Annotated in this window: 13 protein-coding genes and 1 riboswitch; of the genes, 5 read left to right on the top strand and 8 right to left on the bottom strand. The window is 67.6% G+C overall.

Annotation, left to right across the window (positions count from 1 at the left end):
- Positions 1-59: 59 nt before the first annotated feature.
- The 7 genes from AT701_RS04090 to thiO all read right to left on the bottom strand — a co-directional run bounded on the left by AT701_RS04090 (position 60) and on the right by thiO (position 6,903).
- Positions 60-2,414, bottom strand: a complete 2,355-nt coding sequence (locus AT701_RS04090; protein WP_058125236.1) for a TPR repeat domain-containing protein — start codon at positions 2,412-2,414, stop codon at positions 60-62.
- 86 nt (positions 2,415-2,500) lie between these two features.
- Complete coding sequence (locus AT701_RS04085; protein ID WP_011727198.1) at positions 2,501-3,259, bottom strand: ABC transporter permease; 759 nt, start codon at positions 3,257-3,259, stop codon at positions 2,501-2,503.
- On the bottom strand, positions 3,256-4,167 hold the full coding sequence (locus tag AT701_RS04080; protein ID WP_003892221.1) for an ABC transporter ATP-binding protein: 912 nt from the start codon (positions 4,165-4,167) through the stop codon (positions 3,256-3,258). The genes AT701_RS04085 and AT701_RS04080 overlap by 4 nt, the downstream gene beginning before the upstream one ends.
- 13 nt (positions 4,168-4,180) lie before the next feature.
- The gene (locus AT701_RS04075) at positions 4,181-4,942 is read right to left on the bottom strand and encodes an SGNH/GDSL hydrolase family protein (protein WP_223495330.1); all 762 of its coding nucleotides are present in this window, start codon (positions 4,940-4,942) and stop codon (positions 4,181-4,183) included.
- A gap of 8 nt (positions 4,943-4,950) precedes the next feature.
- A complete protein-coding gene (locus AT701_RS04070; protein ID WP_011727197.1) occupies positions 4,951-5,709 on the bottom strand; it encodes a thiazole synthase in 759 nt (252 codons plus the stop codon).
- Positions 5,702-5,902, bottom strand: a complete 201-nt coding sequence (thiS, locus tag AT701_RS04065) for a sulfur carrier protein ThiS (RefSeq protein WP_058125235.1) — start codon at positions 5,900-5,902, stop codon at positions 5,702-5,704. The genes AT701_RS04070 and thiS overlap by 8 nt, the downstream gene beginning before the upstream one ends.
- Positions 5,899-6,903: a glycine oxidase ThiO gene (thiO, locus tag AT701_RS04060; RefSeq protein ID WP_058125234.1), complete on the bottom strand. Its 1,005-nt coding sequence runs from the start codon at positions 6,901-6,903 to the stop codon at positions 5,899-5,901. Before thiO ends, thiS begins: the two co-directional genes overlap by 4 nt.
- A riboswitch (TPP riboswitch) is annotated at positions 6,896-7,006 on the bottom strand. Its footprint overlaps the gene before it by 8 nt.
- Before the next feature lie 35 nt (positions 7,007-7,041).
- Here thiO and thiE point away from each other — a divergent pair.
- Positions 7,042-7,725, top strand: a complete 684-nt coding sequence (gene thiE, locus AT701_RS04055) for a thiamine phosphate synthase (RefSeq protein ID WP_011727194.1) — start codon at positions 7,042-7,044, stop codon at positions 7,723-7,725.
- Here the strand turns inward: thiE and AT701_RS04050 are convergent.
- The gene (locus tag AT701_RS04050; protein WP_014876872.1) at positions 7,709-8,212 is read right to left on the bottom strand and encodes an NUDIX hydrolase; all 504 of its coding nucleotides are present in this window, start codon (positions 8,210-8,212) and stop codon (positions 7,709-7,711) included. The genes thiE and AT701_RS04050 overlap by 17 nt on opposite strands.
- Before the next feature lie 156 nt (positions 8,213-8,368).
- Here AT701_RS04050 and glnX point away from each other — a divergent pair, with 156 nt between their 5' ends.
- The 4 genes from glnX to AT701_RS04030 all read left to right on the top strand — a co-directional run bounded on the left by glnX (position 8,369) and on the right by AT701_RS04030 (position 14,230).
- A complete protein-coding gene (glnX, locus tag AT701_RS04045) occupies positions 8,369-9,688 on the top strand; it encodes a protein kinase G-activating protein GlnX (protein WP_014876871.1) in 1,320 nt (439 codons plus the stop codon).
- A 95-nt stretch (positions 9,689-9,783) separates the two neighbouring features.
- The gene (locus AT701_RS04040; RefSeq protein WP_058125233.1) at positions 9,784-10,752 is read left to right on the top strand and encodes a glutamate ABC transporter substrate-binding protein; all 969 of its coding nucleotides are present in this window, start codon (positions 9,784-9,786) and stop codon (positions 10,750-10,752) included.
- Positions 10,752-13,034 (top strand): serine/threonine-protein kinase PknG, encoded by a 2,283-nt coding sequence (locus tag AT701_RS04035; RefSeq protein ID WP_011727190.1) that lies wholly within the window; start codon positions 10,752-10,754, stop codon positions 13,032-13,034. The genes AT701_RS04040 and AT701_RS04035 overlap by 1 nt, the downstream gene beginning before the upstream one ends.
- A 326-nt stretch (positions 13,035-13,360) precedes the next feature.
- Positions 13,361-14,230, top strand: a complete 870-nt coding sequence (locus AT701_RS04030; protein WP_003892211.1) for an endonuclease domain-containing protein — start codon at positions 13,361-13,363, stop codon at positions 14,228-14,230.
- The last annotated feature ends 31 nt before the right edge of the window (positions 14,231-14,261 follow it).

Here is a 14,261-nt window from a genome sequence, read left to right as displayed (position 1 = left end):
GCATCCACAGACGATCGCCGTCGCGTCGGTTCTATCAACAGGTCTCCCTTGTACTCAAGTTATTTCAGGGCGATTGAGTAGCTCTGCGCATAGTCGGTGACATACTGTGCCAAGCCACGCTCGATGAGGTACTTCTGGACGATCTGGTACGCCCGACTGTCCGGCCCCAATTCGGAGATCTGTACGGGTGAATCGCCGCGCTTCAACTCGTCGGGCAGCTCACCAGCCTTCATCGCCGCTTCCAGCACCGTCTGCTGCGCCTGTACGTTCGACCCCGCCATCAAGATGTCGTCGTCGGGCACCGTGAGCGCTTTGTACTCGGGGGCCTCGATGAAGTGCTTGATGGCGTTCTCGACAGTTGCGCCCGGGTCCAGCCCGGTATAGCCGATGACCTCACCGGCACGAGGAATCTTCGGTGTCAGTTCGTCGGCGAGCGAGCCTGCTAGCTCGGCACCGGCGACTTTCGCGCGATAGACCGCGTCCTTCGCCACGACGTCCTGCTGGAGCACCTCGTTCTGGTTGGTGATGGCTTCCGTCATCGCGTGGTCGATGCGCCCTGACAACGCGCCTGCGGGGCTATTGGCCACATAGTCGGCCAGGTTGCCCGGGTGATTCCCCATGGCTGTCTGCAACTCTTCGATGCGGGCAGGTTCGGCCGCAGTGGTCAGTGTCGTCCTCCCCTCCTCGGAGTAGGAGCCGAGTTCCAACAGGCGGTTGGCGTCGTCCGCGCTGATCCGCGGATAGCCTTCCGGATCGATCCTGGTGTCGACAAAGCCGTTCTGCTGGCCGGGCGCCACCAGCGCACCAGTGTGTGAAGCCAGAAGTTGACTCATCTCTGTAGAGATCGCAGGATTGCGAGCGAATGCGTCGCGCTGGCTGTCCCATACCGGGTCGGTGTCGCTGGGCGCCAGGTAGTCCGGAAGGTCGACGAACGCCTGCCGCGCGCGGTCACCGATGGGGTCGCCGATCGGACGTTGGGTGTCCTCGGTCATCCAGTCCAGCAGGGTCGCCGCACCGCTTCCCCCACCCCCGCTCTGCGACCAGTCGTGGCCGATCAATGTGCGGACCGTTTCCTTAGGGTCATATCCCTCGGGCATTCCGTCTCCGGACCAGATCTGATACGACGACTCGTTGTTGCGGCCCGCGATCTCGGCCAACGAACTCGCCGCGCGCTCATAGGCTTCCGGTGGTGTATCGGTCATTCCCCAACCACCGGTGGAGTTCTCGACCATGTCGGCCGACTTCAGGTACATCTCGGTGCCCAGCTTCGTCCCGGGCTGGTAACCCGGGTTGGCTTCACCCATCAGCTCACTGAACTGCACCACATCAGCGACATGCTGGTTCTTCGCATCGGTAGGTCCAAGATTCTCCCAACCCGGATAGGTCGGATCCGCGCGACGTACCTCGAGCATTTCGCGCAGGTCAGCCGGCAACTGGTCGTAGCCACCGCGTGCCGCGACCGAACCGTCCGGGTTGAGTTCAACCACCTTCTCGTTGCTGGTAAGTGTCAATCCGTTGGCGAGCCTGTCTCGTTGGGCTCCTACCTCGGCATCGCCGCCCGCCTCCTGCGACTCCAGGTGCCGGTCGAGCAGAAGCAGGCCGTCCTTGCCCGCGGCATTGTAGAAGTCCCGGTAATAGTCGAGCGTCTCCTTCGGGACGTCGTTGACTTCTTCACCGGCTGCGAGAGCGGCCATCTGCTCGGCCGTGAGGGGAGACTCCGGGAGATTCGCGGCAACCTCATCCAGCACCGCCGGATCACGATGCGCCGAGGGCAGGTTCGCCTGTTCCGCCAAGGCTTCGCCGTCCGCCTTCCCGTCGCGCTCGTCTTTGTCGGCGTCGTCGCCCGTCACCTTCTGGACGTCGTCGTCTTTCTCGTTCTTGTCCTCCTCGGACTTGTCGCCGCCCGGCGCGAACTTTTGGTTGCTCAGTGCCTCGTACTCGCCCTTGAGACCGGTGATGCGACCCTTGATCTCCACCATCTGGGCGGTGGCCGACTGCACGATCCCGTTGACCTGGCTGATGCCTTCACGGGCGATCGGCAGAAGCTTGCGTTCCCGGTCCTGTTCCGACGTGGGCGGCAGGGATTGAACGGCGCTGTTGACCCAGTTTGCCGTCGAGTCCAGACCTTGGCGCCCGCTGGACACCACACCGGCAGCATTCTTGACCTCGGCTGCCATCCTGCGGTCCAGATCTGCGAGCTTCTCGTAGACCGCGGCGTGCTCCCTGTTCGCCGCCGCGTAGGCATTCGCACCCGACCCCTGCCAGCGATCGTCGGGAGCCGCCGCCTCCACATTCGCCTTCATTTGCAGAAGCTGCGAGCTCTGGTCGAACTCCGCACCGTCACTCGGCGGTCCCTCACCGAACGTCTGCCTAGCCTTCGACAGCGTCGAATAAAACCCGTCGAGCACACTCACAGATGGCCCCCTCGACACGTGACTCCGTCAAGCTATCCAGCAGCTTAGCGGCCGAGAGGCAGGCGGTTCAGCAACAACCGGACGACCTACGCATCCCGCCGGTTGAGCGCCACGACGGCAGCGACGAAGACCACCACGACCAGCACCACGAAGTAGATCAGCGACCCCACCGGACCCCACGGCATGGCGTAACTCGGGAACAACCAGTCGACGTCGAGGAACCGGTACATGTGCACGAACGGCAGCCACGGCCCGATTTGGGCGCCGTTGCCGGGCATGTTGGCCAGCAGCGGCTCGGCGACCAGCGGCCACAACAGCAGCACCGCGACGGCGCCCGCCGAGAACCGCACCAACGCGCCGACGGCCACACCGAGGATCGCGGCCAACGCGGCATACAACGCGAAGCTCCCGGCCACCTGCCAGGTCGCGGGATTGGTCGGCGAGAGATCCACCGCGATCAGCGGATCGGTGAACAACCGGGCCACCAGCACCGCGCCCAGCACCATGACGATCGCCGCGACCGAGGAAAACGCGGCGCACACAATGGCTTTCGCGGCGAGCACCACGGACCGGTTCGGTGTGGCCATGAACGTCGTGCGGATCAATCCGGTGCGGTACTCGCCCGTCATGGTCATCGACGCCAGCACCATGAGCACCGGAACCCCGAACACCGCGACGCCCAGCGCGGCCTTGCCTGGTGGCAACGGCGTGTAGCCATAGGCGCTCCAGCCCTGCAGCGCCGCGATGGCGAAGCTCAGCACGGCGGCACCGACCACCGACCACAGCGGCGAGCGCGTCGTGGAGAGTTTGATGCGCTCGGCGTCCAGCGCTGCAAGCGCGCTCACGGCTGCACCGCCCGGTAGTCGACGGCATCATCGGTGAGCTTCAAGTACGCCTCCTCCAGCGACGCCTGCCTGCGGCTCAACTCGTGCAGTGTGATGGCGTTGCGGGCCGCGAGATCGCCGATCACCTCGATCGCCACCCCGTGCACGTTGAGGGCACCGCCGTCGGGTTCGGTGACGACGTCGAGTCCGGCGTCCGAGAGCACGTCGCGCAGCGTCTCCAACTGCGGGCTGCGCACCCGCACGGTGTCGGCGTCGGAGCCGTTGACGAACTCCGTGACCGTGGTCGACGCGATCAGCTTGCCCTGCCCGATCACCACCAGGCGGTCGGCGGTATTCGCCATCTCGGCCAGCAGATGGCTCGACACGAACACCGTGCGACCTTCACCGGCCAGCTCGCGCATCAGCGTGCGTACCCAGTGGATGCCCTCGGGATCCAGCCCGTTGACCGGTTCGTCGAACAACAGCACCGGCGGATCTCCCAGCAGCGCCGCGGCGATGCCCAGCCGCTGGCTCATCCCCAGCGACAGCGCCCCGGCGTTGCGGTCGGCGGCCGAGGCCAGCCCGACCATCTCCAGCACCTCGTCCACGCGGGACGCCGGAATGCGGTTGGCCGCGGCGATCCACCGCAGGTGGCTGCGGGCCGAGCGGTTGGGATGCGCCTGCCGCGCGTCGAGCAGGGCGCCGACGGTGCGCAGCGGATTCTTGAGCTCGCGGTAGCGCTTGCCGTCGATGGTCGCGGTGCCGGACGTGGGGTGATCCAGGCCGAGGATCAGCCGCATGGTGGTGGTCTTGCCCGCGCCGTTGGGCCCGAGGAAGCCGGTGACCACGCCCGGTTCGACGGTGAAGCTGAGGTCGTCGACGGCGCGGTGGGTTCCGTAGAGCTTTGTCAGCCCGGCGAGTTCGATCATTGCCACCATGATCTCAGCCGAGCTGAGCGGCGACCATATCCGCGACGGCCCGCATGCCCGCCGCGTTGGGGTGCAGGGGTGCCGGGCGCCCTTGCCACGGGAAGCCCGGCCGGGTGGTCCAGGGGTCTGATGACCAGGCGTGATGATCACGGCTGGCCTCGGCGACGCGCACCCAGCCTGCACCGGTTTCCGCCGCGGCGGCACCGGTGTGCTTCTCCAGCGTGTCGGCGACGTGACGTCCGAGTTCGGCGTCCGCGTCGGCGAGCGGCGGCGCCGGGGCACCGACGGGCGGCAGCAGCGTGAGGTAGTCGACGAACAGCACGGTGGCCTTCGGGGAGCGCGCACGGATCGATCGGCCGACCTCGACCAGCGACGCGGCAACCTGCTGCAGGGCCTTCTCGCGCGCGTCGGCGTCGAGCAGGTTGCGCACCCACGGGCCCAGCACCGGCAACCGGCGCACAAGCCGCGGCCACGCGGCGACGGTCAGCAGTGGCACGTAACCGGCGTCGTTGCCGCCGATGGTGACGGTGACCAGAGCCTCGGAGCCGTCGAGCGCGTCGATCTGCGGCGGGACACCGTTCTGCTTGTCCCGCAGCACCTGCGCGGTGGTCGCTCCCGAGTACGTGACGTCGATGAGATCCAGGCCGAGGCGCTCGGCGACGAGGTGCGGATAGTTGCGGGCCGAGCGGCCTGCCCGCCGCGGCGCACCCGGTGCCGACGGTTTGATGCCGGGTCCGGCCGCCATCGAACTGCCCAGCGCCACATACCGTTTCACAGGCGCAGTCACAGCGCCGGGCTCGACGCCTGCGCCCAGAACCGCTTAGGGATACGACCCGCCTGCCGGGCGAGATGGCCAGCGGTGACGGCCGAGGCCATCGCGGCGGCCATGGTCGGCGGATCGGACGCGCGTGTGACGGCAGTGGCCAAAAGCACGGCGTCACAACCCAGTTCCATCGCCAGCGCGGCGTCGCTCGCGGTGCCGATACCGGCGTCGAGCACCACGGGCACCCCCGCGGCCGCGACGATCATCTCGATGTTGTGTGGGTTGGAGATGCCCAGCCCGGTGCCGATCGGCGAGCCGAGCGGCATCACCGCGGCACATCCGATGTCCTCGAGTCGACGCGCCAGCACCGGGTCGTCGTTGGTGTAGGGCAGCACGGTGAACCCGTCGTCGACCAATTGTTCTGCGGCCTTGACGAGTTCGACCGCGTCGGGCAGCAGGGTGCGCTCGTCGGCGATGACCTCGAGTTTCACCATGTCGGTCCCGAGCGCCTCACGCGCGAGCTGCGCGGTGAGCACCGCCTCGGCCGCGCCGCGGCAGCCGGCGGTGTTGGGCAGCGCGGCGATGCCCAACCGGTTGAGCAGATCGAGTACGCCCGTTCCGGTTTCGGCGTCGACGCGTCGCATCGCGACGGTGGTCAGTTCGGTGCCCGAGGCGATGAGCGCCTCTTCGAGCACCGAGAGGTTGGGGGCACCGCCGGTGCCCATGATCAGCCGGGAGCCGAATTCGCGCCCGCCGATGCGCAGCACGGAGTCAGCCACCTTGCACCGCCGTCACGACCTCGATGCGTGCCCCGTCGGATAGGGTCTGATACCACTCCGAGCGGTGCAGCACCGACCAGTCCAGCGCTACAGCGATGCCCTTCTCGGGAAAACCGCGTGTCTCGAGCAGGCGTTCGATGGTGATGGTGTCGTCCACCTCGACGCTCTCCCCGTTGACCGTGATGGTGATCATTTCGCTCCCACACCCACTTCGAGTTCTGCCGCGACCCGCTCAGCGGTCCACGGCGCCAACAGAAATCCGTTCCGTCCGTGCCCGACGGCGACCACGGTGCGCTCGTCGACACGTTCCACGACGGGCAAACCGTCCGGCGTCATCGGCCGCAGCCCGGCCGCGATCTCGGCCAGTTCGTACTCCCCCAGCGCGGGCATCACCGCGCAGGCGTCCTCCAGCAGATCCCGCACGCCGCTGACCACCGGTGCGGTGTCGCGGCCGTGCTCGTACTGCGTGGCACCGACCACGACGCCGTCGGCGCGGGGCACCAGGTACACCTGCCTGCCGTGCACACGGGCGCGGATCACACGCTGCGGCACCGGCATACACCCCTTGCGCCACCGCAGCCGCAGCACCTCACCCTTGACCGGGCGCACCGGCAGGTCCGGCCACAGCCGCGGCGCGTCGATGCCGTTGGCGATCACCACGGCGTCGGCGTCGACATCGGCGAGGTCGTCGACCTGCCCCGCCCACCGCACGGCCAACCGCTCGCAGTGCGCGGCCAGCGCGTCGACCACCCCGCGGTTGTCCACCGCCAGCTCTGTCGTCGCGCGGAATCCGTGCCGAATACCTTGAGCCAGCAAAGGTTCCACATCACGGGCGGCGGTGGTCAACTCGACCGGATGCCCCTGGGCGGCAAGCCACTCGGCAACGGTGCGCAAATCGGCGGCGTCGGCGCGGTCCACCGCCACCACGAGCGATTCCCGCGCGGTCACCACCGTCTCGGGCAGGCCGTCGAGAAACCCGGAGTGCCACAACCGCAGCGATTCCAGCCCCAGCTGGAGCAACTGCTCCTCACCGGGCCAGCCTTCGCTGTGGGGCGCCAGCATGCCGCCGGCCACCCACGACGCGCCGCGCTCGGTGGTGCAGTGCAGGCGCACCGTCCACCCGTCGAGCGCTGCGCGTCGCGCGACGGACAGCCCGATGACGCCACCGCCGATGACGGCGACCGTACGTGTCATAGATCCTGCTCCCTTCGCCGGCATGACCCGGATCAGGTGTGACGGTAAGGGCCGGCGATGCCCACTCTCAGTCCCCGTTCCCGGGACTCCCGTGTTGCCCGTCCAGATTACTCAAAGAACACCGACTACCGTCACCGTGTGGACCAAGCCGTCGAACTTCCCGTCCAGCGCCTGCAGCGCGCCTCGTTGTATCTGTGCACCGACGCCCGTCGTGAACGCGGTGACCTGGCCGAATTCGCCGACGCGGCACTCGCCGGCGGCGTCGACCTGATCCAGCTGCGTGACAAGGGCTCCGCGGGTGAGAAACAGTTCGGGCCGCTTGAGGCCCGTCAGGAACTCGAAGCGCTCGAGATCCTGGCCGACGCCGCACGCCGCCACGGCGCTCTGCTGGCCGTCAACGATCGCGCCGATATCGCCCTGGCCGCCGGGGCCGACGTGCTGCATCTCGGCCAGGACGACCTGCCGCTGGATGTCGCGCGCGGCATCATCGGCCGCAGGCCGGTCATCGGACGCTCGACCCATGACGCCGCGCAGATGGCCGTGGCCATCGAGGAGCGGGTGGACTACTTCTGCGTCGGGCCGTGCTGGCCGACACCCACCAAACCGGGGCGTCCCGCGCCGGGTCTGGATCTGGTGCGGGCCACCGCTGCGCACAGTCCCGGCAAGCCGTGGTTCGCGATCGGCGGCATCGACCAGGAGCGTCTGCCCGAGGTGCTCGCCGCGGGCGCGCGGCGAGTCGTCGTCGTGCGCGCGATCACCGCTGCCGACGACCCGAAGGCCGCCGCCGAGGACCTCAAGGCCGCGATCAGCGCTGCCGGTTGAGCAACGGGATCGTCGCGGTCACCTCACGTAGGCGCTGCCAACTCGCGGCAAACCCGGGATGCAGCGGCAGGTCCGCGACCTGATCCTCGAGGACCCAGCGCAACTCGGCGCTCTCCCGGTTGGGCACGGTGTGCAGGGGTTCGGCCGCGTCGGCGATCACCGTCGTGTACGTCCACTGCGTGCCGCCGATGCCTGCGACCTCGGCGGTCACCACCGTCGTGCGCACCGTCAGTTGCTCGGCGGGTAGGCCGGCCTCTTCGTGCGCCTCGCGCACCGCGGCCTGCTCAGGGGTCTCATGACTGTCGCGTGCACCGCCGGGCAGCGCCCACGTTCCGCCCTGATGACTCCACGGCGCGCGGTGCTGCAACAGCACCGCCGCCGCGCCGCCGGGCATCGGGGCCCGCAACAGCAAACCGGCCGCGCCGTGGCGACCCCAGAACCGGGCGCCGTTCTCCGACATCACCCAGCCATCTCCGTCGCCACGCACCCGTACAGGATAAGGAACGACACGCTAAATAGTTCGGCCACTTTGAACCGGCCGTGATTCCAGGGCGAGGCGTGCCGGAAAATCTTAGAATTCTTTTATAGAGTTGCTTTGGACGAAGAGCCGTAAGCATCGAAACGCAGTGAGGTTCGCGCGCAGGTGACTGTGGAGTTGGCACATCCCTCGACCGAACCCCTCGCGTCCCGGTCGCCGACCACACCTGCCCACCCGCGTTGGTGGTTCCTGTGGACCACTCCCGGCCGCATCCTCACCATCGGCCTGGTGCTGTCCGCGCTGGTCATCGCGAGCGCGTTCGCGACGTCGACGACGGTCAACGACCGTCAGCAGGCGCTGACGACGGTGCTCGACCACACCGAACCCCTGTCGTTCGCGGCGGGCCGGCTGTACACGACGCTGTCGGTGGCCGACGCGGCCGCGGCGACGGCGTTCATCGCGGGCGCCGAACCGCGTGACGTGCGCCAGCGCTACGAGCAGGCCATCGTCGACGCGTCCGTCGCCGTCACCCGCGCCTCCAGCGGGCTCACCGACGAGGCGCTGATCCAGTTGCTGGGCCGGATCAACGCGCGGCTGGCCGTCTACACCGGCCTCATCGAAACCGCGCGCACCAATAACCGCGCGGGCAACCCCGTCGGCTCGTCGTACCTGTCCGAGGCGTCGTCGATGATGCAGACGCAGATCCTGCCCGACGCGCAGCGCCTCTACGAGGAGACCTCGGCGCGCGTGGACGCCGAGACCACGGCGTCCACCCAGATCCCGCTGCCCGTGATCCTGGTGGTGCTCGCGACGCTGTTGTTCGGCGCCTTCGCCAACCGGTGGCTGGCGCGGCGCACGAGGCGCCGGGTCAACATCGGCTTCGTCGCGGGCGGCCTGGCCGTGCTGATCATGCTCATCTGGGTGTCGACCGCGCTGGTGATCTCGACGTCGGACAGTCGCAGCGCCAAAGAGACCGCCGCCGAATCGCTGAAGACCATCACCACACTCGCCATCACCGCGCAGCAGGCCCGCGCCGACGAAACGCTGGCGCTGATCCGCCGGGGTGACGAAAACGTGCGCAAGCAGTCCTACTATCAGCGCATCGACGTGATGCAGCAGCAGCTTTCGGACTACCTGGCCCGCGACATCGGCATCGACAAGAGCGATCTGGCGGGTGCGGAGCAACTACTGACCCGCTGGCGCGCGGCCGACGACCGCATCAACGCCTACATCGCCGTCGGCAACTACCAGGCCGCCACGCAGGTGGCGCTGGGCACCGGCGAGGACGACTCCACGCCCGCGTTCGACAAGCTCGACCAGGCGTTGTCCAAGGCGATCGAGCACAGCCGTAACCAATTGCGCACCGACATCGCCAACGCCCGCCGCGTGCTGTCCGGCGCGACCGTGGGCGCCGCGCTGCTCAGCGTGGCCGCGGCCGTCGCGGTGGCGTTGGGGATCTGGCCACGACTGAGTGAGTACCGATGATGAGCGCTTGCGCGAAGAAGAGACAAGCACTGATGAGCGCTTGCGCGAAGAAGAGACCAGCACTGATGAGCGCTTGCGCGAAGAAGAGACCACCGATGAGGCGCCTTCTGATGCTGCTCGTGAGCACCCTGACCGCGATGAGCCTGGTCGGGTGCAGTCAGGCCGCGCCGGCGCTGAACCTGCCGTCGTTGACGCTCGCACCACCGACGCCCGCTGGCATGGAAGAGATCCCGCCGCAGCCCGTGCGGCTTCCGGAGATCGACAACGACGACTGCAACCGCACCGCGAGTCTGCGCCCGTTCAGCAACAAGGAAGAGGCCGAGGCGGCCGTCGCCAACATCCGCGCGCGGGGCCGGTTGATCGTCGGCCTGGACATCGGCAGCAACCTGTTCTCGTTCCGCGATCCGATCACCGGACAGATCACCGGGTTCGACGTCGACATCGCCGGCGAGGTGTCCAGGGACATCTTCGGCACGCCGTCGAAGGTCGAGTACCGCATCCTGTCGTCGGCCGACCGGATCACCGCGCTGCGCAACAACCAGGTGGACATCGTCGTCAAGACCATGACCATCACATGCGAGCGCAAGAAGCTGGTGAACTTCTCCACGGTGTACCTGATGGCCAACCAGCGGATCCTGGCCTCGCGTGACTCGAACATCTCGCAGGCCTCGGATCTCTCGGGCCGGCGCGTGTGCGTCGTCGACGGCACCACCTCGCTGCAGCGGATCCAGCAGATCAGCCCCTCGCCCATCATCGTGTCGGTGGTGACGTGGGCCGATTGCCTTGTGGCGCTGCAGCAGCGGCAGGCCGATGCGGTCAGCACCGACGACTCGATCCTCGCCGGCCTGGTGGCCCAGGACCCGTACCTGCACATCGTCGGGCCCAGCCTGAGCCAGGAGCCCTACGGCATCGGGGTGAACCTGGAGAACACCGGCCTGGTGCGCGTGGTGAACGGGACGTTGGAGCGCATCCGCCGTGACGGCACGTGGTACACCCTCTACCGCAAGTGGTTGACGGTGCTGGGCCCGGCGCCGGCACCTCCCGTGGCGAGGTACGTCGACTGATGACTTCACCCGAGAACCCTGATCTCCCAGACGCCGACGACGCTTACGTCGACAGCGGGCCGGGCACACAACCGGCGAGCCTGGAAGACCTCGACATGGACTCGGCGTCGACCATGCGGCCCATGGCGACGCAGGCCGTGTACCGGCCCGAGTTCGACGACACCGACGGCACATCGCGCGGCACGGTGGTCACCGAGGCCTACGACCAGGTCACCATGGCCACGCGCGCGTTGTCCCCGATGCGGCGCCTCGGCGGCGGGCTGGTGGAGATCCCGCGTGTCCCTGAACGCGACCCGCTCACCGCGTTGATGACCAATCCGGTTGTGGCCGAGTCGAAACGGTTCTGCTGGAACTGCGGCAAGCCCGTCGGACGGTCGACGCCAGACGGCCGCGCCCTGTCCGAGGGCTGGTGCCCGCACTGCGGCAGCCCGTATTCGTTCCTGCCGCAACTGTCCCCGGGCGACATCGTGGCCGACCAGTACGAGATCAAGGGTTGCATCGCGCACGGCGGCCTGGGCTGGGTGTACCTGGCGTTCGACAAGAACGTCAACGACCGCCCGGTGGTGCTCAAGGGCCTGGTGCATTCCGGTGACGCCGAGGCGCAGGCCATCGCCATGGCCGAACGGCAGTTCCTCGCCGAGGTGACGCACCCGGGAATCGTCAAGATCTACAACTTCGTCGAGCACGAGGACAAGCACGGCAACCCCGTCGGCTACATCGTGATGGAGTACGTCGGCGGCACGTCGCTCAAACAAGCCAGGGGCGCCAAGCTCCCGGTGGCCGAGGCGATCGGCTACATGCTCGAGATCCTGCCTGCGCTGGGCTATCTGCATTCGATCGGCCTGGCCTACAACGACCTCAAGCCCGAGAACATCATGATCACCGAGGAACAGCTCAAGCTGATCGACCTCGGTGCGGTGTCGCGCCTGAACTCCTACGGATACCTCTACGGCACACCGGGTTACCAGGCTCCCGAGATCGTGCGCACCGGCCCGACGGTGGCCACCGACATCTACACCGTGGGCCGCACACTGGCCGCCTTGACGCTGTCGCTGCGGACCCGACGTGGACGCTACGTCGACGGCCTGCCGTCCGACGATCCTGTGCTGGAGACCTACGACTCGTACCACCGGTTGCTGCGTCGCGCGATCGACCCGGATCCGCGGCGACGCTTCACCAGCGCCGAGGAGATGTCGTCGCAGCTTCTCGGTGTGCTGCGCGAGGTGGTCGCGACCGACACCGGGGTTCCGCGGCCCGGCCTGTCGACGGTGTTCAGCCCATCACGCTCGACGTTCGGAGTGGACCTGCTGGTGGCGCACACCGACGTTTACGTTGACGGGCAGGTGCACTCGGAGAAGCTGACCGCGCAGGAGATCGTGCGGGCGCTGCCGGTGCCGCTGGTCGACCGCACCGACGTCGGCGCGCCGATGCTGGTGGCCAGCGTGCTCAGCGAGCCCGTCCACACGCTGGACCAGCTGCGTGCGGCGCGTCACGGTGCGCTCGACACCGAGGGCATCGACCTCAACGAGTCGGTCGAGCTTCCGCTCATGGAGGTCCGGGCGCTGCTCGATCTCGGTGATGTCGCCAAGGCCACCCGCAAGCTCGAGGATCTCGCGGCGCGCGTCGGTTGGCGCTGGCGGCTGGTCTGGTTCAAGGCCGTCTCCGAGATGCTCTCGGCCGATTACGATTCGGCGACAAAGCATTTCACCGAAGTGCTGGACACGCTGCCCGGTGAGCTGGCGCCCAAGCTCGCACTCGCCGCGACCGCGGAGTTGGCGGGCACGGCCGACGAGTTGAAGTTCTACAAGACCGTGTGGAGCACCGACAACGGCGTGATCTCCGCCGGGTTCGGCCTGGCCCGCGCGCAATCGGTCGCCGGTGAACGCGATATGGCCGTGCAGACGCTCGACGAAGTTCCGCCCACCTCAAGGCATTTCACCACTGCCCGGCTCACCAGCGCGGTGACACTGCTGTCGGGCCGGTCGACCAGTGAGATCACCGAGCAGCACATCCGCGACGCCGCACGCCGCGTCGAGGCCCTGCCAGACTCCGAACCCCGCGTGTTGCAGATCCGCGCGCTGGTGCTGGGAACCGCGCTCGACTGGCTCGCCGACAACACCGCGAGCAGCAACCACATTCTGGGATTCCCGTTCACCGAGCACGGTCTCAAGCTCGGCGTCGAGGCATCGCTGCGCGCACTGGCCCGCATCGCTCCCACGCAGTCGCACCGCTACGCGCTGGTCGACCTGGCCAACAGCGTGCGGCCGATGAGCACGTTCTAGCTCAACCCACACGTCGACCGTGCTTTCATGGCGGAAAAACACGCCCAAGCCCGCCCCACACGCACGCTCGATGCGATGCTCGGCCCACCCACACGTCGACCGTGCGCCCAAGGCGGAAAATCACGCCCAAGCCCGCCCCACACGCACACTCGATGCGACGCCCAGCCCACCCATATGTCGACCGTGCACCCACGGCGGAAAAACACGCCCAAGCCCGCCCCACACGCACACTCGACAGATAGTGCACCTGTGGATGAACGTCCGAGCTGTGGATAAATCACTCACGCGCGCAGCGATGTGTCGGCAAGCGCTGCAATTCTGCGGCCATGACCGCACCATTCCTCGGCAGTGAAGCCCTTGCCGACGGCACATTGAACCGCCATCAACTGCGCACGCGATTCAGAACGCTGTATCCCAATGTGTATGTGCCCAAGACCTCCGAGCCGACACTTGAGCAGCGGACCGTCGGCGCGTGGCTGTGGTCCGGCCGCCGCGCTGTCATCGCCGGGCCCGCCGCTGCGGCATTGCACGGCGCCAAATGGATCGACCCGTCAATTCCCATTGACCTCATCCACGACAACCCGCGCCAACCGCGTGGCATCACGACCCGACGCGACACCCTGCTCCCTGGCGAGACGGTCGTCATCGGCGGGATGCTGCTGACATCTTCTGCCAGAACAGCTTTCGACATCGGACGCCGTTCGCCGACGAATCGCGGAGTCGCCCACCTCGACGCGCTGCTCCGAGCCACGGGGTGCACGGTCGCCGACATCGCGGATCTCGCCAACCGCCATCGCGGCGCACGCGGTCTGCGTCGGCTGGAGGCGACGCTGCCATTGGTTGATGCCGGCGCACAATCCCCGAAAGAAACCTGGCTGCGTCTGCTCATCGTCCGTGACGGGCTTCCCAAGCCCACCACCCAGATCCCGGTGTTGGCGGATGACGGTACACCGCTGGCCTATCTCGACATGGGTTGGGAGGAGTGGATGGTCGCTGTGGAGTACGACGGAGATCAGCACCGCACCGATCGACGGCAGTACGTCAGGGACATCCGGCGCCTCGAGCTGCTCGCTGAACTCGGCTGGATCGTGATCCGTGTGGTCGCCGAGGACGGCACCGCCGAAATCCTCCGCAGAATCCGGACTGCGTTGACCGCCAGGCAATCCAGCGTGCGCTCACGGCGGAAAGCCAGCTGAAAACCCGCCCCACACGCACACTCGACGCAAA

Source organism: Mycolicibacterium smegmatis, from assembly GCF_001457595.1.
In the GTDB taxonomy this organism is placed as follows: Bacteria; Actinomycetota; Actinomycetes; order Mycobacteriales; family Mycobacteriaceae; genus Mycobacterium; species Mycobacterium smegmatis.
This window is presented reverse-complemented; position numbering and strand designations above follow the sequence as displayed.

Excerpts from the sequence above, each read along its gene's own strand:
- AT701_RS04080 (WP_003892221.1), bottom strand. The coding sequence starts at position 4,167 with ATGATCGAACTCGCCGGGCTGACAAAGCTCTACGGAACCCACCGCGCC.
- thiS (WP_058125235.1), bottom strand. The coding sequence starts at position 5,902 with ATGATCACCATCACGGTCAACGGGGAGAGCGTCGAGGTGGACGACACC.
- thiO (WP_058125234.1), bottom strand. The coding sequence starts at position 6,903 with ATGACACGTACGGTCGCCGTCATCGGCGGTGGCGTCATCGGGCTGTCC.
- AT701_RS04040 (WP_058125233.1), top strand. The coding sequence starts at position 9,784 with ATGAGGCGCCTTCTGATGCTGCTCGTGAGCACCCTGACCGCGATGAGC.
- AT701_RS04035 (WP_011727190.1), top strand. The coding sequence starts at position 10,752 with ATGACTTCACCCGAGAACCCTGATCTCCCAGACGCCGACGACGCTTAC.
- AT701_RS04030 (WP_003892211.1), top strand. The coding sequence starts at position 13,361 with ATGACCGCACCATTCCTCGGCAGTGAAGCCCTTGCCGACGGCACATTG.